Genomic DNA, 16422 nt, shown 5'->3' on the forward strand with positions numbered 1-16422 from the left:
CCCAGTAATTCCGGACAACGCTCGCCACCTACGTATTACCGCGGCTGCTGGCACGTAGTTAGCCGTGGCTTCCTCCTATGGTACCGTCTTTTCCTTCTTCCCATAAGACAGGGCTTTACAACCCGAAGGCCTTCTTCACCCACGCGGCGTCGCTCCGTCAGGCTTTCGCCCATTGCGGAATATTCCCCACTGCTGCCTCCCGTAGGAGTCTGGGCCGTGTCTCAGTCCCAGTGTGGCCGTCCACCCTCTCAGGCCGGCTACTGATCGTCGCCTTGGTAGGCCTTTACCCCACCAACTAGCTAATCAGCCGCGGACTCATCCGGTACCGGCTTGCGCCTTTTTTTTCCCCATCTTTCAACAGGAAAACTTCATCCGGTATTAGCCCCGCTTTCACAGGGTTATCCCGGTGTACCGGGTAGATTATCCACGTGTTACTCACCCGTCCGCCACTAGCAAAAGGGCTAGCAAGCTATCCCTCTTGCCCGTTCGACTTGCATGTGTTAAGCACGCCGCCAGCGTTCGTCCTGAGCCAGGATCAAACTCTCCATCATATCTTCCTCTGTCACAGACCGGCTGTATCTTTTACGCCAGCCTATTGACCGCCGGTTTCCGGTTCGTTTATCCTGCTCTTTTTTTGCTTCGCTAGCTCTTATCTCTTACGATTTCAGCTAGCTCCCGGTTCGCTCTCGCAAACCTCGGACCCGCTCGCTGTTTACTGTTCAGTTTTCAAGGTCCTCTCGCCTCGCAGGCTGCATAGCCTGCACCGGCGGAATTCCATCTTACCACATCCCATCCTAATATGTCATTAGGCGCTTCCTGGTAAATAAGCTCCGCCGCACAGCGACTTTTTTATACTATCACGTTCCATTTGCCTGTGTCAATACACACGTTTTATTTTTTTATTTTCAAAAATCAGGGCCGGGATTTCTCCCGGCCCTGATTTTTTAGGCTTTTGGTTTGCGTTCAATCAAAATGGCGCAGTCCGGGCAAACCAGGGCGCACATGCCGCAAGCAGTGCATTCATCTTCGTTTCGCGGCTGGACGGTGGGAGTGCCGTAAACGCCGAGGTCGTCCGACCAGACCAGGGTCTTAACCGGGCATTTTTGCATGCAAAGACCGCAGCCCTTGCACAAGCCGGTGAATATGGTAAACACCGCCTTTTTGGTACCCACCTGTTTCATCTTATATGCACTGGTAGTCATCCTCTCATTCCTCCTTTGACATTACAATAGGCCTTTCACCAGTTCCGATCCTCTTTCCAGGGCTTTATAATTCAACTCTCTTAATTTCGGGTCCTGCTGAAATTTATAACCCAGCTTCTTTTCCAGTGCTTTTTTTGCGTCGTCCATTTTAATGACCTTAGTCGCTTCAATGGCGGCTCCCATGATAATCACGTTAAACACCCTTGGATGCAGCTCTTTCCTGGCCACTTCAAGGGCCGGGATAGCCAGGATCTTCTTCGCATTCTGGGGTAAATCGTTTTCCACGTCTTTGATGGACGAATCGTAAATAAACACGGTATTGGCGTCAACGTACTGTTTTGTGCGCCGCACCGCGCGGTCGGACAGCGCAATAACCAGGTCCGCGAACTTGAACTTGGGTGAACCCACTTTTTCATCGGAAATCTGGCAGTATGCCACTGAAACCCCGCCTCTTTGCTCAACCCCGAAATTAGGGATATACAGGGCTTCTTTACCTTCATCGTTTGCCGCTTCGACCATAATTCCTGCTACAGACTGGACTCCCTGGCCGCCTTCCCCGGCCAACGCGATTTTTGTGGTCGTAGCCATTTTTATTCCTCCTTCTTCGCAGGAACTTTTATTTCGCCCACTTTGAAATACTTGGGCATTGTTTCCTCAATAAAGGCCCACGTGTCTTTGGCATTGGTGCTCCAGTTGGTGGGACAGCCGGATAGGGCTTCCACAAACGAAAAACCGTTGCCGTCCATCTGGTTTTGCAGGGCTTTTTTAATAAACCCTTTCAACTGCCTGACATTGGCAACAGTGCCGCGGGCGGCATAGGCGCCTTCCCGGGTAATGGCGGCCACCATTTCTGGACCCTGGGTAGGATAACCCGTTTCTTCGATGCTGCGGCCGTAAGGAGATGTTTCCGTCTTCATGTCAGGGAGAGTAGTGGGCGCCATTTGCCCTCCCGTCATCCCGTAGTTGCAGTTGTTGACAAGTATAACCGTCAGTTTTTCATTGCGCGCCGCCGCATTGACCAGGTGCTGGGAACCAATGGCGTAACCCCCGCCGTCGCCCATGTAGGCAATGCAAATCCTGTCGGGGCGCGCCCTCTTGACGCCTGTCAGCACGGGAGTTGTGCGTCCGTGATGAGTCTGAACCGTATCCACATTGAAGAAATCCCATGATAAAAGCGAGCACCCTATATCACAGCCAAAAACTACCCTTTCTTGAATTCCCAGTTCATCAATAGCTTCTCCCAGGGCTTTCAAAACCAGACCATGGCCGCAGCCCGGGCAGAATTTGTGCGGTTTGGTTTCCAGGCGCCAGGATTTTGGCATGTTCGGAACCTTAGTCATAGTAAAACCCCCTCCCTTTACATTCCTTTTTTGACTAGCTCTACGATTTCTTCCGCCGTAATGCCCTGTCCGGGCCGGTAATAACCTTCCAGGGGCACGGATTCGCCGTAGATGGCATCCTTCACTATTTTGGCCAGCTGGCCCTGGGCGGACTCCACCACGAGCAGCTTCTTCGCCTTCTGGGCAATGCCCTTCAACACGCCGGCTGCAAATGGCCTCAGGGTCACGGGGCGGAAGTGCCCGGCCTTGATCCCCTGGCTGCGCAAGGTTTTAACCGCTGCCTGCGCGGCGCGGGTCACCACGCCGTGAGCAATGATCACCACCTCGGCGTCGTCGGTATTGAACACCTGGTATTCTACAACCTCGGGCGCGATCTTTTCGTAGGCCGCCACTAGTTCGGAAACGACTTCAAACAGTTCTTCTTCGGTGTTGTATGTATTCCGAAGGTGGCTGGGCGGCCGGTCGACTCCTGGCATGCCTTCCAGCCCGAGGCTGGGAGTGGTCGGTTCCATTTTAATCCCCTTGAGGGCGGGATCGTAAATAACCAGCGACTCTCTCATCTTGGCCTGGTAACCGTCTCCCAGCACAAAGGTGGGGAAGCGGTACTTCCAGGCGCTGTTAAAAGCCTTGATGACATAGTCGAACAACTCCTGGTGCGACCCGGTGGAGTACACTATGCGCAGCCCTTCGCCGTTTCCTCCGAAACAGGTCATGGTCACTTCTTGCTGGGAATAAATAACCGTACCCGTAGACGGGCCCCCCCGCTGCTGGACAACAAGCACCGTTGGAATCCTCATCATTTCCGCCATGGACATTGACTCCTGCATCAGGATGTTCCCGGGACCCGCGGTGGCCGTGAAACACCTCTTCCCGGACAGCGCCCCGCCGCATGTGGTGAATCCTGCGGAAATCTCATCCTCGGTCTGGAGAAATCTCTTGCCGAACTTTGGCGCCAGGCGGGTCCAGTAGTGCATCACTTCATTTTGCGGGGTAATGGGATAGCCGTACATAAGATCCGCCTCGGCGGCCAAAGCCGCCCATGCCACTACCTCATTACCGGTCATAAATACTCTCTTTTCTCCCTGAATAGGCTTCTCAGCCATAATAATGAAACACCTCCCAGTATATTGTAAACAAATAAAACAACGCAGGCCTTATATGTACCCGGTTTATTATGCTTCATAAACCGAAAATTGCCGATGGACTTCAGGCTTGCTCTACCAAAAAGTCCTGTTCATGTGACGTTCAAGAAAAAAAACGGGGTTTCCTGCTGCATCGTATTTCCCAATTCTCGAAGATAACCGAATATCGACAGTTGTCCAAATAACCGGCAGCCCCAGTAATTTGGCAGCTTCCGAAACAATTCTTGCGCCTTCCTGAATTATTTCCGCATCCGTTTCATCGCCCAGGTGCGAGTTGTTGATCAACCCGTCCACCGGCCCAAGCGTCCTGACGTATTCCACAATATCCCTCACGCTGCCGGTGATAGGGCGGGCAATATTTGTCACCACGAGTATTTTCATCTCTTTGCCTTCCAGCGCGTCTTCAACAAGCCGCAATTTCGCTGCGCCGCCTATTCCGTAACCGACATCAAAGATAACGTCGCCGGTGCGTCGTAAGGCCCAGCGCATTTCAGGTTTTAAAACCGTTCCCGCTTCGCCAAGACCCATCGTCTTTCTGGTTTCCCACGCCAGCACCTGAAGGCCTTTTTCCTCCAATTCTTTTTTAATGGGACGAAGGGTATAAAAAGGTTCCACCAAGTCAAAATCAACCAGGGTCACAGGCTTGTGCCCGTCTCTTAACAGAGACAAAGCCCTGTTTAACGCTACTTCGCTTTTCCCGCTGGCGTATTCCCCTATGTAAGCCTCAACAATCCGCGTGGCCTCTCACCTCCCCAAGTGCGTTGTAGTAAAAGGTATAGAAAAAAATAAGCAGACAAACACCAGCTATATTATATCGCACTTTTGTTGAATTTATTTTTTTTTAATTTTTATATTTGCTGCATAATAAGAACAATTTTATCTTGCTGCTCATTATTGATGAGTTATGCGCATCGTCTATTTTACCTTATTGTACATAATAATGCTATACTCTGGCTTTAAAAATTTCTTACATCAAAAAGAGGCCGCCTTGCCGGCGACCTCTCTTGAACAGCTCTTTTATCCCTGGGCCAGTCTCTTGTATGCCGCCAGTCTCTCCCCGGCGTTCTCTTCCGCCCTGGCGAAGAGTTCTTCCGCTTCCTCGGGGAACGTATTGAGCAGGGAAGAATAGCGCACCTCGCCCTCCAGGAACCTCCTGAAGGAAGCGCTTGGTTCCTTGGAATCGAGTATGAAGGGGTTCTTCCCTTCTTTTTTCAAAGCGGGATTGTACCGGTAAAGATGCCAGTAGCCGGCTTCAACGGCCCGTTTTTCTTCTTCCTGCGATTTGCCCATCCCTATTTTTATGCCGTGGTTGATACAGGGCGCGTAGGCGATAATAAGCGACGGGCCTTTATATGCTTCAGCTTCCACCAGGGCTTTGATCAGCTGGTTCTGGTCGGCTCCCATGGCTACCTGGGCCACGTAAACATAACCGTAGGTGATCGCCATCAGCCCCAGGTCCTTTTTGCCTATCTTTTTCCCCGAAGCGGCAAACTTGGCGATCGCGCCGGCCGGCGTCGCCTTTGAAGACTGCCCGCCGGTGTTGGAATACACCTCCGTGTCGAAGACCAGTACGTTGAGGTCTTCACCTGAAGCCAGTACGTGGTCAAGCCCGCCGTAACCAATGTCATAAGCCCACCCGTCGCCGCCGAAAACCCACTGGGAAGGCTTGACAAGGTAATCCTTGTTTTCCAAAATTTCCTTCGCTTCAGGCATCGTCTTGTATTTTTCCAACAGGGGCATCAGCCTGGCTTTTGCTTCTTTGGAAGCGTTTCCGTCGTCTTTCCCTGCCAGCCACTGGCTGAATGCTTCTTTCAGATCCGCGGGAATGTTTGCCTCCAGGACCTTGTTCATCAAATCGGCCAGCCTGTCGCGGATCTGCTTGTAAGCCAGGACCATGCCATAGCCGTATTCGGCGTTGTCTTCAAAGAGAGAATTTGCCCAGGCCGGTCCCTGTCCCTTGGCGTTCTTGCAGTACGGCATGCTGGGAGCGGAAGCGCCCCAGATTGACGAGCAGCCCGTCGCGTTGGCGATGATCATCCTGTCCCCGAACAACTGGGTCACCAGTTTTGCATAAGGGGTCTCGCCGCAGCCGCCGCAAGCCCCCGAGAATTCAAGCAAAGGCTGGCAGAACTGGCTTCCCTTAACGCTGTTCTTGTTCCACAGCCCGTCCTTGATGGAAATGGTGGTCGCAAATTCCCAGTTCTTCGCTTCTTTTTCCACCTGCTCCGCCACAGGTCTCATAACCAGCGCCTTCTGTTTGGCCGGGCAGGTCTCGACACAACTGCCGCAGCCCGTGCAGTCCAAAGGACTTACCTGTATGCGGTAGGCCAGACCTTCCAGTTGCTTTCCGGCTGCTTTTTTGACCGCAAACCGCTCTGGCGCCCTGGCCAGTTCGTCTTCGTTAAGCAGGAAGGGCCTGATCGCCGCATGGGAACAGACAAAGGAGCACTGGTTGCACTGGATGCAGTTTTCGGGCTGCCATTCCGGCACTTCAATGGCTATGCCCCGCTTTTCGTAAGCTGAAGTGCCGTGCGGGAAAACCCCGTCCTCGCGGCCCAAAAAGGCGCTAACCGGGAGTTTGTCCCCCTGCTGGGCATTCATAGGCATAACAACGTTTTTGATGAACTCAGGCAGGTCCGCGCTTGCGGCCGCCTCGCTCTCCGCTGCTTGGGCCCACCCGGCGGGAACTTCGACCTTGATCAGGGCTTCCAGCCCTTTATCAACGGCTGCCTGGTTCATTTCGACAATCTCATCGCCTTTTTTGCCGTAAGTCTTTTCTATAGCGTCTTTTAAGTACCTGACGGCATCTTCAAGAGGTATGACGTTTGTCAACTTGAAAAAGGCCGCCTGCATGATCATGTTTATCCTTCCGCCCAGCCCGATTTCCCCGGCTATCCTGACGGCGTCGATTATATAAAAATTGATCCTGTTTTCAGCCAAATATTTTTTTATTTCGGCCGGCAGTTTTTCGTCCAGTTCTGCCGGTTTCCAGTTGCAGTTTAACAGGAATGTGCCGCCGGGTTTAAGCCCTTCCAGGATCTTGTACTGGTTCACGTAGGACTGTTTGTGGCAGGCCACAAAATCGGCTTCGTCAATCAGGTAGGTCGATTTTATCGGCTTCTCCCCGAACCGCAGGTGGGAAATTGTTACTCCGCCCGACTTTTTGGAATCGTAAACGAAATAACCCTGGGCATAAAGGTTTGTATTGTCACCGATTATTTTTATGGCGTCTTTGTTGGCCCCGACCGTACCGTCGGAACCGAACCCCCAGAATTTGCAGCGGGTTGTTCCCTTGGGCGCAGCATTGATCGGCTCGCCCAACGGCAGGCTCAAGTTGGTGACGTCATCAATAATTCCAACGGTAAAACCGTTTTGGGGATTGTCGTTTAAAAGGTTATCGAAAACCGCCTTGATCTGGGTGGGTGTGACATCTTTGGAGCCCAGCCCGTACCGGCCGCCCACGATGAGCGGGGCTTCCTTGGAGCCCTTGAACAGGACACAGACATCCTGGTACAGAGGTTCCCCGGGCGCTCCCGCTTCCTTGGTCCTGTCCAGAACCGCAATTCTTTTCACTGTCTTTGGCAAAACATTAAAAAAGTACTTCGGTGAAAACGGCCTGTACAGATGAACCTTGATTATGCCGACTTTTTCACCCCTGGCCCTGAGATAATCAACGGTTTCCTCCATCGCCTCGCAAACCGATCCCATGGCGATGATGACGCGTTCGGCGTCAGGCGCTCCATAGTAGTTGAAGGGATGGTATTCGCGGCCGGTCAGTTTGCCGATCTCCGCCATGTATGACTCAACAATGTCGGGCACACGGTCATAAAAGCGGTTGGCCGCTTCCTTGGCCTGGAAGAAAATATCCGGGTTTTGCGCCGTTCCCTTGGTAAAGGGATGCTCGGCGGAAAGGGCGCGCGCCCGAAATTCCCTGATCGCCTCATGGTCAACCAGCTGCGCCAGGTCCTCGTAGTCCAGCACCTCGATTTTTTGAACTTCATGGGAAGTCCGAAAACCGTCAAAGAAATGGAGGAAGGGGACCCTCGATTTAATCGCCGACAGGTGGGCGATGCTGCCCAGGTCCATTACTTCCTGTACTCCTCCCGAAGCCAGCAGGGCGAATCCTGTCTGGCGGCAGGCCATAACATCGGAATGGTCGCCAAAAATAGAAAGAGCATGTCCAGCCAGGGCGCGAGCGCTGACATGAAATACTCCCGGCAGTAATTCTCCGGCAATTTTGTACATGTTCGGAATCATGAGAAGAAGTCCCTGGGAGGCAGTAAACGTTGTGGTCAAAGCTCCGGCTGAAAGTGACCCGTGCACAGCGCCGGCGGCTCCTGCTTCGGACTGCAGTTCCGCAACCCTCACTGTTTGGCCGAATATGTTTCTTTGCCCGCTGGCACTCCACTCGTCGACCATTTCGGCCATGGGGGACGACGGCGTGATTGGAAAAATCGCGGCTACTTCCGTGAAGGCATATGCCGTATATGCCGCCGCCGTGTTGCCGTCCATGGTTTTCATTTTTTTGCCCAAAACAATGCACCCCTTTTACTTGTAAAGTGTGATACCCTCCTCATTAATGATTAGGCCCTCTATAAAATAAAAAAGGCTAGCGCAATATGTAGCACATACAGCTGCCTGCTGTGTTTATCCGTGTCCATTATATTTAATAATTTATAGATCAGCAAGTGGTATTCAAAAATTTTTGTGGATAAGTATACCCGTGTACGGTAATATAATAATTTATGATCATTTCAAAGCAGGCCCGTCAAATAAAAAGGAAGCTTAAAAAAGCCACCAGCATAAAACCGGGTATCCCCAACAAACCTATACTTATAACGCTTACCGGGTTTACCGGCAGGTGAATCCCGAAATATGACCCCAGGAAGTTTAAAGCGATTAAGGCGAATAAAGCTATCCCGCAGTTAATAAACAACCTGGTAATCACTTTCAAGGGGCCCAGGAGCAGGCGAACAATCAGAAAAAGGACAACCAGAAGCAAGAGGGTCGCCATGATCACACCGATTTCCATTATTATCCCCCCACGGATTTTGCTCATTTCTATTTTTTCTTATTATTATTGTTATTGTCCTCTCATTTGTTTTAGAACGAGCGATTTCAAGCAAGTCTTTTTTCTTGCAGGTTGTATAATTCCTTGTCGACAATGTTTTCTTCCCTGGCTATTCTTAACAAGTACACGTACTTCCTTTCCGCTGCCTCCATCGCATAAATCGCATGGTCAATGAGTTCAGGTTCCTGGACCTCCTCAAAAAGCGCCTTGGCCTGCTCCCAATCGGAGCGCGCCAGTTCGACCAGGTCAACCAGGTTCAGGTTTCTTGGTTCATAAAGCCTGTAAGGCTCATCCAAGCCGGTTCCCTTGATCCACAGTTCTTCGTTTAAATATATGAGCGCTTCCTTAATTATTTTTATAATTTTTTTTAAAAAACCCAGGAGTTTTTGCATCTCAACCACCCTGAATGCTTTGCTGTTTTTAAGGATTTATTTGTATTTTTCCCATTATTATTATGCGCCAATCACCATTAATATTGATCAAAAAAAAAGAACCTTGCCGGTTCTTCAAGCCATCTCCCTGCGGCCCGCCAAGGCCCGGGTAAGGGTAGCGGTATCCGCATATTCAAGGTCTCCTCCCACGGGCAAGCCGTGCGCGATCCTTGTCGCCTTAATTCCCAGGGGCTTCAACAACCTGGCCAGGTAGAGGGCGGTGGTTTCCCCTTCCACATCGGGGTTGGTGGCAATTATCACTTCACTGGTTTCAGAACCTGCCAGGCGGTTCAGTAATTCCTTTATCCTCAAATCTTCCGGGCCCTTGCCCTCCATGGGTGAGATGCAGCCCTGGAGAACATGATAAAGCCCCTTGTATTCCCGTGTCTTTTCTATCGCCGCAACATCCTGGGCTTCTTCCACCACGCAAATGACCGACCGGTCCCTTCTTTCATCGGCGCATATCCTGCAGGGTATGACATCGGTAAGGTTGCAGCAATGCGGACAGGTGGTGATGCTTTTTTTTACTTCAACCAGTGTCCTGGCAAATTCTTCTACCTGGTTTTCCGGCAGGTTCAGGACAAAAAAGGCCAGCCGCTGGGCGGTTTTCGGCCCGATACCCGGCAAGCGGGCAAACTGTTCGATAAGTTTGGTCAGGGAAACCGCATACTGGTGCATGAGATTAAAACAACCCCGGCATTTTTATGCCGCCTGTTATTTTGTTCATTTCCTGGGAAACCATCTCCTGCGACTTGCGAAGGGCTTCATTAAACGCAGCCATTATGAGGTCCTGGACCATTTCCACATCATCGGGATTCAGGATTTCCGGGTCAAGGTTCAGTTCAATCAGTTCCTGTTTTCCGTTCATTACGGCTTTCACGGCTCCCCCGCCCGCAGTGGCTTCCACTGTCCTGTTCCCCAGCTCCTCTTGCAGCCTGGCCATATCCGCCTGCATTTTTTGCACTTGTTTCATCATTTTTTGCATGTTGCCCATATTACCGAAACCCATTAGCATTACCCCCTCGTAAACATCGTTCAGTCTTTGATTATTACTATCCCGGAGCCGAACAGATCAAGAGCCTTGCGCACAGGATCCCCGGGCGGGTCCTGTTTTTCCTCTTCCATGCTGCAGGCCAGCCGCAGTTTTATTCCCAAAATTTTTTCCAGCGCTTCTTCTATGATTTTTTTGTTCTCCGTCTCTTCCACTTTTTCTTTATGAAATGTGTAACCGCTTTTGAATGCTATTACCAGTTCGCCGTCCTTTATTTCATTGGGCTCGCTTGCTGCCAGGAAGGCATAAACCGTTTTTTTTCTATTCCTGACCAGTTCCATCACCTGCGGCCATTTCTCTTTCACTGTTTCCAGCGTAATAACCGGCGGTCGGTTTTCAATAGAAACGCCCTCTTGCTTCATATTCTTTTCAGGGACAGGATGGACAGCCTCCTTTCCAGCCTTCGCCGGCGCAAGTTTTTCCCTTTCATATAGTCCGGCGGCCGCGGTATCGTCCTCGTCCGCAACCAGAAGTCCAACCAGGGTCGTCTCCAGCACGGCCCGCATGTTCTGGCGCCAGCGGCTCTCGCTGCTTATTTTTGCCAGCAGGGAAACCGTTTTGGACAGCCAGCTCAAGCCCAGCTTTCTTGCCTGCCGCAGCATGATTTCTTTTTCCTCGTCGCCGGCGAGAACCAGCGGTGAGCCGGGCCCGCACACCAGCAGCAAGATCATGTTGCGCAGGTGTTCAAGCAAATCCTGGAGGATTTGTCCGGGTTCAAGTCCCTCTTTCAACATCGAATTTATCTGGACAAAAAGCCCGGCGGCGTCTTTTTGGGTCAGGGCTTCCGTGAGGGCAATCAGGGCCTCGCTTTTGACCATTCCCAGCACTTCGTAAGCGGTTTGCAGCGTGATGTGCTCGTGGCTGAAGGATATGCACTGGTCAAGAATGCTAATGGCGTCGCGCAGCCCGCCTTCCGCTTTTTTCGCCATAAGGGAAAGGACGCCTTCTTCCACCGTCATGCCGGAGGCAGCCAGTATTTTTTTTAAACGCTCTTCTATATCCGCCGGCGATATTTTGCGAAAGTCGAAACGCTGGCAGCGCGAATGAATAGTGGAGGGGATTCGCTGCGGTTCGGTGGTCGCCAGGATAAAGATGATATGCCCCGGCGGTTCCTCAAGGGTCTTTAAAAGCGCATTGAACGCTTCTGCAGTCAGCATGTGCACTTCGTCGATGATGTAAACCCTGTATTTCCCTTGGCTGGGCACAAAGCCTACGCGCTCCCGCAGTTCCCTAATCTCATCGATCCCCCGGTTGGAGGCCGCGTCAATCTCCACGACATCCAGCGAGCGGCCGCTGTTGATGTTTTCGCAGTTGGAACACAAGTTGCACGGTTCCCCCTCCTGGGGCGCCAGGCAGTTGACGGCTTTGGCCATGATCTTGGCTGTGCTGGTCTTGCCTGTGCCGCGGGGACCGGCAAAAAGATAAGCATGAGCAATCCTGCCTTTAATCACGGCATTCTGCAGCGTTTTACTGATATGGTCCTGTCCGACAAGGCTTCGAAAATTCTGAGGACGCCACTCGCGGTAAAGCGCACGGTAAGACAAATCGCCCCTCTCCTTTCGTATTAAGAATACACAAAAAGCGGCCAACAAAGCAAGCCGCTTTTCTAATTTTACATATTGTAGATGACCGTGCACCTGTCTTCGAATATAACCTTCCGAGCGGTATACAGGTAGTTGGTTCTGACCAGGCCGCCCCACGGCACACAAAAGGTTTTGCTTACCGCTGCTTCCTTCCGGACCTGACGGGGTTCACAAATTTTCGTTGCGTGGGACCCGATCTTCATCGCCACTTGCCTGGGCCAGACCTCACAAGATTATTCCTCGGAACAGGAATTCAACCCTGCTATAGCGGTTTGCAGGTACAGGGCACCGCTACCTCCCCGTCTAGCACGGCCAAAGTTCAGCTGGTATCGGGCATTTGTTAATAAATGTTTGACAGCAAAAACGGGGTACAGGCCCCGTTTGTTCCCTGGAAATCAACTGGCGGAGAGAGAGGGATTCGAACCCTCGGTAGAGTTGCCCCTACACACGCTTTCCAGGCGTGCACCTTCAACCACTCGGTCATCTCTCCGTGGTCTACTAGATGATAATACTTTAAGATTGGGGCATTTGTCAAGCTGTCTGGCCCCGGTAAACGTACTGGCGATTTAACGGGATATTTCAATTATTATAATATGCTGTGATTAAAATTGTGCGTTTTTTACCGTCCTGGGAAAAGGTATGACATCACGGATATTGGTCATGCCGGTAAGGTACATCAGCAGTCTTTCAAAACCCAGGCCGAAGCCGGCATGTTTCACCCCACCGTATTTCCTGATGTCCAGGTACCACCAGTAGTCAGCTTTTTTCAAGCCTTTTTCTTCCATTCTTTTTTCCAGTATCTCCAGCCGCTCTTCCCTCTGGCTCCCGCCGATTATTTCGCCAACTCCCGGGACCAGAAGATCCATGGCCGCAACAGTCCTGCTGTCGTCATTCAATCGCATGTAGAAGGCTTTGATCTCCTTTGGGTAATCGGTTACAAACAGCGGTTTTTGGAAAACCCGTTCTGTCAGGTACCTCTCATGTTCAGTCTGTAAATCGCTCCCCCACTGGGGCGGATAAAGGAATTCCACTTCGGCCTTCTGGAGCATGCCGACGGCTTCGGTATAAGAAATCCTGGCAAAATCCGAATTGCAGATGTTTTCCAGCCTGCCCAAAAGGTTATTGTCCACAAATTTTTGGAAGAAGTTTAATTCTTCCGGCGCGTTCTCCAGTGCGTAACCGATCACGTATTTCATCATTTCCTCAGCCAGTTCCATATTCTCCTGCAAACCGGCAAAGGCTATTTCCGGCTCGATCATCCAGAACTCGGCGGCATGGCGCGCCGTGTTCGAGTTTTCGGCCCGAAAGGTGGGACCGAATGTGTACACCTTCCCGTAGGCCAGGCAAAAGGTTTCCACTTCAAGCTGCCCGCTCACCGTCAGGTTTGTTTCCTTGCCGAAAAAGTCCTGCGAAAAGTCGGGCCTGCCCTGTTCATCACGCGGGATATGGTCCAGATCAAGGGTGGAAACCCTGAACATTTCCCCCGCGCCCTCAGCATCGCTGCCTGTTATAATGGGCGTATGAACATAAACAAACCCGCGTTCCTGAAAGAATTTGTGAATAGCATAGGCGAGAACAGACCTTAACCTGAATACCGCAGAAAAAGTGCTGGTTCGCGGCCTTAAATGCGCGATGCTGCGCAGGAATTCAAAGGAGTGCCTTTTTTTTTGCAGTGGATATTCGGGTGAAGAAAGCCCTTCGATCACTATGTTCAAGGCTTTTAATTCAAAAGGCTGCCCGGCTCCCGGAGATTCCACAAGTTCGCCGTCAACCCGCAAGGCTGAGCCGATGTTCAGTTTCGCCACTTCCTGGTAATTGGACAGCCCGTCGCTGTAAACAACCTGCAAGTTTTTAAAACAGCTGCCGTCGTTCAGCTCAATAAACCCGAATGTTTTGGAAGAACGCGCCGTCCTGACCCAGCCGTTGACCAGAATTCTCTTTCCCAGGTAATCTTCCGGTTTCAGATACAGTTCTTTTACCGATACGCTTTTCATCGCTATGCCTCCCGGCAGTTGTTTTGGATTATTTCTGTATAATCTCTCCTCTATCCCTTTATATGCATTATATACTATTTGATTTTTGAGCGGGCGGCAATCTGTTCCGTGCAGGCGTAAGGCGGAAGGCGGTCATTCATTCCCGCCTGCTCGTTGGATGCCGGCAATCCGGTCGGGAGCAGGGGGATGAGAATAACTGAACCACTGGATAAAGGCCGGCGGCGATACGTCGGAAAGGTTTTTCCTGGCGATGTTTACCTGCAGGCGCACAGCCGCCGGCACATCGCCGGTTAATTGTATGGCGAGCCGGTCGGCCTCTTTTTCCATTCCCCGGGAAATATGGTTCTGGAGCGGGCTGCTGATAAATGAGGTCAGGGAAAAGAAAAGCAATACCAGGACCAGGACATGGGGAGCGCCGTGAGAACCCGGCGGGAGGGTCTGGTTAAGCAGCCGGAAAAGGAAAAGCCAGAGCACAAGGCTGCCCAGGATGCCAAGAACCAGTCCCTTAACAATATGCCCCTTTTTCCAGTGAGCCATTTCATGTGCCACCACGGCTTTTATCTCCTCAAGCGGGTAATTGGCAAGCAGGTTATCATACAGGACAATTCTTTTGGTTCTTCCCAATCCCGAAAAACTGGCATTGGCCTGGGTGGTACGCCGGCTTGCGTCCATGACGAGAACTTGTTCCACGGGCAGATCGGCTTTTCGGGCCAGCTCCCGGACAACCGCTGCCACGGCGGGATGTTTTACCGGCGCAAAGCGGTTAAAAAGCGGTGACACCACCACAGGCCAGAGATACACCTGGATAATCAGCCAAAGCGAAAAGAAAGCAGCGCCGATGAGCCACCAGAGCCTGGGCCAGCGTCCGATAATCCAGAAGAGAAGAAGGACGCCGGCAGTGAACAGGATCAGGTCTATCCCCATGCCCTTAAAAAAATCCAGCCACCATGCCCCAAGGGACTGGGTGGAAACGCCCCAGCGCTTTTCCCAGTAATAACCGGAGATAAAGGAAAAAGGCAAATGTATGCTGGTCACGATCAGCCAGGTGATAAGCGAAAAAATAAGGAGACCTCCCCAGTACACGCCCCCGGAGAATTGATGCGCCCAGCGGGAAAGAACTGATGCCTTGCCGCTGAAGGCAAACCAAATGAGAAAAACAGTGTTCAACAAAAAATTACCAATATATGTCAATCGAAGCACCTGGTTGTACTGTCGTCCGCGGCAGGCATCATCCGGCGAGAAGTATTTTACGGCTTCGGGAGAAATCCGGCCGGGGAAAAGAGTAGACCAGAGATAAAGCAGGCTTAAGATAAAAACTGCGGTCATCAATAAAATCCAGGCACCGTTTAAACGTGGATTTTGCACTTAACCACCCCTGTTGGCGCTTGTTGGTTTAGCGGTGAATTTATCAATTGACAATTGAAACAAACAGCATGTAAGATATTCTATATTAAATTAAAAGAAGGTTTTTACTACGTCAACATTATTTTACCGGGAGTGATTTTATGACAGGCAATATCAACCGTGCCAAAAACTTCAACGCGGGGCCGGCGGCCCTTCCCCTGTCCGTCTTGCAAACAGCCCAGGAGGAAATGCTGAATTACCAGGGTTCGGGAATGTCTGTGATGGAAATGAGCCATCGCAGTAAAGAATACGAGGAAATACACAACCAGGCCATCCAGCTTTTAACGGAGCTCCTCTTCTTGCCCGAAGACTATGATGTTCTTTTCCTGCAGGGGGGCGCAAGCCTTCAGTTTTCGATGGTCCCCATGAACTTCCTGCAGCCGGGTAAAAAGGCCGGGTATGTCTTGACTGGCGCTTGGTCAGAAAAGGCCCTGGCCGAAGCAAAAATCTTCGGCGAAGCCTACGTGGCCGCCAGCAGCAAGAACGAAAACTACCGCCGCATCCCGGAACCAGGCGAACTGGCATACCAGCCGGACACGGCCTACCTGCATATCACCTCAAATAACACCATTTTCGGTACACAGTGGCAGTCGTTTCCCGATGCAGGAGACCTGCACCTGGTTGCCGACATGTCCAGCGATATTCTTTCCAGGCCTATCGACGCAAGCAAATTCTCACTTATTTATGCCGGTGCGCAAAAGAACCTGGGCCCGTCGGGCGTGGTGGTTGTAATCATCAAGCGCAGCCTGCTGGAACAGGCTAATCAAAAACTGCCGACCATGCTCAGTTACAGCACCTATAAAGATCACAATTCCCTTTATAATACTCCGCCCTGCTACAGTATTTATATTCTCAAGCTTGTCCTGTCATATGTTAAGGAAATCGGCGGAGTAACAGAGATTTACCGGCGCAACAAAGAAAAGGCCGCCCTCATTTACGACGCCATCGACCAAAGCGGAGGTTTCTACCGCGGTCATGCCGAGCCGGGCAGCCGCTCGCTGATGAACATCACTTTCCGGCTGCCTGACGAGGAATTGGAAAAGAAATTCCTGGTCGACGCAAAAAAAGAAGGCTTCGTCGGTCTGAACGGACACCGTTCCGTCGGCGGGTGCCGCGCTTCCGCCTATAACGCCGTCTCTTACCAGGACTGCGCCGCATTGAAAGAGTTTATGGAATACTTCAAAAGGACCAACGGGTAACGTCG

The 16422-nt window shown here is 51.5% G+C and carries 14 protein-coding genes, 1 tRNA gene, 1 rRNA gene and 1 other RNA gene; 1 reads left to right on the forward strand and 16 read right to left on the reverse strand.

The annotated features are described in order from the left end of the window. The 16 genes from NUV48_00005 to NUV48_00080 form a co-directional block, all read right to left on the reverse strand. Positions 1-551 (reverse strand): 16S ribosomal RNA (locus NUV48_00005); the annotation flags it as partial. 393 nt (positions 552-944) lie between these two features. Further along, positions 945-1202: a 4Fe-4S binding protein gene (locus NUV48_00010; GenBank protein MCR4440528.1), complete on the reverse strand. Its 258-nt coding sequence runs from the start codon at positions 1200-1202 to the stop codon at positions 945-947. Between the two features lie 21 nt (positions 1203-1223). Beyond that, positions 1224-1790 (reverse strand): 2-oxoacid:acceptor oxidoreductase family protein, encoded by a 567-nt coding sequence (locus tag NUV48_00015; GenBank protein ID MCR4440529.1) that lies wholly within the window; start codon positions 1788-1790, stop codon positions 1224-1226. Between the two features lie 2 nt (positions 1791-1792). After that, positions 1793-2542: a thiamine pyrophosphate-dependent enzyme gene (locus tag NUV48_00020; protein MCR4440530.1), complete on the reverse strand. Its 750-nt coding sequence runs from the start codon at positions 2540-2542 to the stop codon at positions 1793-1795. A 17-nt stretch (positions 2543-2559) separates the two neighbouring features. After that, positions 2560-3645 (reverse strand): ferredoxin oxidoreductase, encoded by a 1086-nt coding sequence (locus tag NUV48_00025; protein MCR4440531.1) that lies wholly within the window; start codon positions 3643-3645, stop codon positions 2560-2562. Between the two features lie 114 nt (positions 3646-3759). After that, entirely contained in the window at positions 3760-4416 is a 657-nt protein-coding gene (locus NUV48_00030; protein ID MCR4440532.1) for a hypothetical protein, read from the reverse strand. Between the two features lie 285 nt (positions 4417-4701). Beyond that, complete coding sequence (nifJ, locus tag NUV48_00035; GenBank protein MCR4440533.1) at positions 4702-8205, reverse strand: pyruvate:ferredoxin (flavodoxin) oxidoreductase; 3504 nt, start codon at positions 8203-8205, stop codon at positions 4702-4704. A 247-nt stretch (positions 8206-8452) separates the two neighbouring features. Beyond that, positions 8453-8716: a pro-sigmaK processing inhibitor BofA family protein gene (locus NUV48_00040; GenBank protein ID MCR4440534.1), complete on the reverse strand. Its 264-nt coding sequence runs from the start codon at positions 8714-8716 to the stop codon at positions 8453-8455. A gap of 86 nt (positions 8717-8802) precedes the next feature. After that, positions 8803-9147, reverse strand: coding sequence for a YaaL family protein (locus NUV48_00045; GenBank protein MCR4440535.1), 345 nt, complete (start codon positions 9145-9147; stop codon positions 8803-8805). Between the two features lie 114 nt (positions 9148-9261). Next, on the reverse strand, positions 9262-9864 hold the full coding sequence (gene recR / locus NUV48_00050) for a recombination mediator RecR (protein MCR4440536.1): 603 nt from the start codon (positions 9862-9864) through the stop codon (positions 9262-9264). Between the two features lie 4 nt (positions 9865-9868). Continuing rightward, entirely contained in the window at positions 9869-10195 is a 327-nt protein-coding gene (locus NUV48_00055) for a YbaB/EbfC family nucleoid-associated protein (protein MCR4440537.1), read from the reverse strand. 26 nt (positions 10196-10221) lie between these two features. After that, positions 10222-11781 (reverse strand): DNA polymerase III subunit gamma/tau, encoded by a 1560-nt coding sequence (gene dnaX / locus NUV48_00060; protein MCR4440538.1) that lies wholly within the window; start codon positions 11779-11781, stop codon positions 10222-10224. 85 nt (positions 11782-11866) lie between these two features. Next, positions 11867-12132, reverse strand: an RNA gene (gene ffs / locus NUV48_00065) — signal recognition particle sRNA large type. Positions 12133-12220: 88 nt separating this feature from the next. Beyond that, a tRNA-Ser gene (locus NUV48_00070) sits at positions 12221-12310 on the reverse strand. 112 nt (positions 12311-12422) lie between these two features. Next, positions 12423-13814: an asparagine--tRNA ligase gene (gene asnS, locus NUV48_00075; protein MCR4440539.1), complete on the reverse strand. Its 1392-nt coding sequence runs from the start codon at positions 13812-13814 to the stop codon at positions 12423-12425. 132 nt (positions 13815-13946) lie between these two features. After that, positions 13947-15140: a M48 family metallopeptidase gene (locus NUV48_00080; GenBank protein ID MCR4440540.1), complete on the reverse strand. Its 1194-nt coding sequence runs from the start codon at positions 15138-15140 to the stop codon at positions 13947-13949. Between the two features lie 179 nt (positions 15141-15319). Between NUV48_00080 and serC the strand changes: the two genes are divergently transcribed. Beyond that, on the forward strand, positions 15320-16417 hold the full coding sequence (serC, locus tag NUV48_00085; GenBank protein MCR4440541.1) for a 3-phosphoserine/phosphohydroxythreonine transaminase: 1098 nt from the start codon (positions 15320-15322) through the stop codon (positions 16415-16417). The last annotated feature ends 5 nt before the right edge of the window (positions 16418-16422 follow it).

The organism is Peptococcaceae bacterium (assembly GCA_024655825.1).
GTDB lineage: Bacteria > Bacillota > Peptococcia > DRI-13 > PHAD01 > JANLFJ01.

Bases quoted from the DNA above. Each gene is read 5' to 3' on its own strand.
- NUV48_00010 (MCR4440528.1), bottom strand. From the start codon at position 1,202: ATGACTACCAGTGCATATAAGATGAAACAGGTGGGTACCAAAAAGGCG.
- NUV48_00015 (MCR4440529.1), bottom strand. From the start codon at position 1,790: ATGGCTACGACCACAAAAATCGCGTTGGCCGGGGAAGGCGGCCAGGGA.
- NUV48_00020 (MCR4440530.1), bottom strand. From the start codon at position 2,542: ATGACTAAGGTTCCGAACATGCCAAAATCCTGGCGCCTGGAAACCAAA.
- NUV48_00025 (MCR4440531.1), bottom strand. From the start codon at position 3,645: ATGGCTGAGAAGCCTATTCAGGGAGAAAAGAGAGTATTTATGACCGGT.
- nifJ (MCR4440533.1), bottom strand. From the start codon at position 8,205: ATGAAAACCATGGACGGCAACACGGCGGCGGCATATACGGCATATGCC.
- NUV48_00040 (MCR4440534.1), bottom strand. From the start codon at position 8,716: ATGGAAATCGGTGTGATCATGGCGACCCTCTTGCTTCTGGTTGTCCTT.
- NUV48_00045 (MCR4440535.1), bottom strand. From the start codon at position 9,147: ATGCAAAAACTCCTGGGTTTTTTAAAAAAAATTATAAAAATAATTAAG.
- recR (MCR4440536.1), bottom strand. From the start codon at position 9,864: ATGCACCAGTATGCGGTTTCCCTGACCAAACTTATCGAACAGTTTGCC.
- NUV48_00055 (MCR4440537.1), bottom strand. From the start codon at position 10,195: ATGGGTTTCGGTAATATGGGCAACATGCAAAAAATGATGAAACAAGTG.
- asnS (MCR4440539.1), bottom strand. From the start codon at position 13,814: ATGAAAAGCGTATCGGTAAAAGAACTGTATCTGAAACCGGAAGATTAC.
- NUV48_00080 (MCR4440540.1), bottom strand. From the start codon at position 15,140: ATGACCGCAGTTTTTATCTTAAGCCTGCTTTATCTCTGGTCTACTCTT.
- serC (MCR4440541.1), top strand. From the start codon at position 15,320: ATGACAGGCAATATCAACCGTGCCAAAAACTTCAACGCGGGGCCGGCG.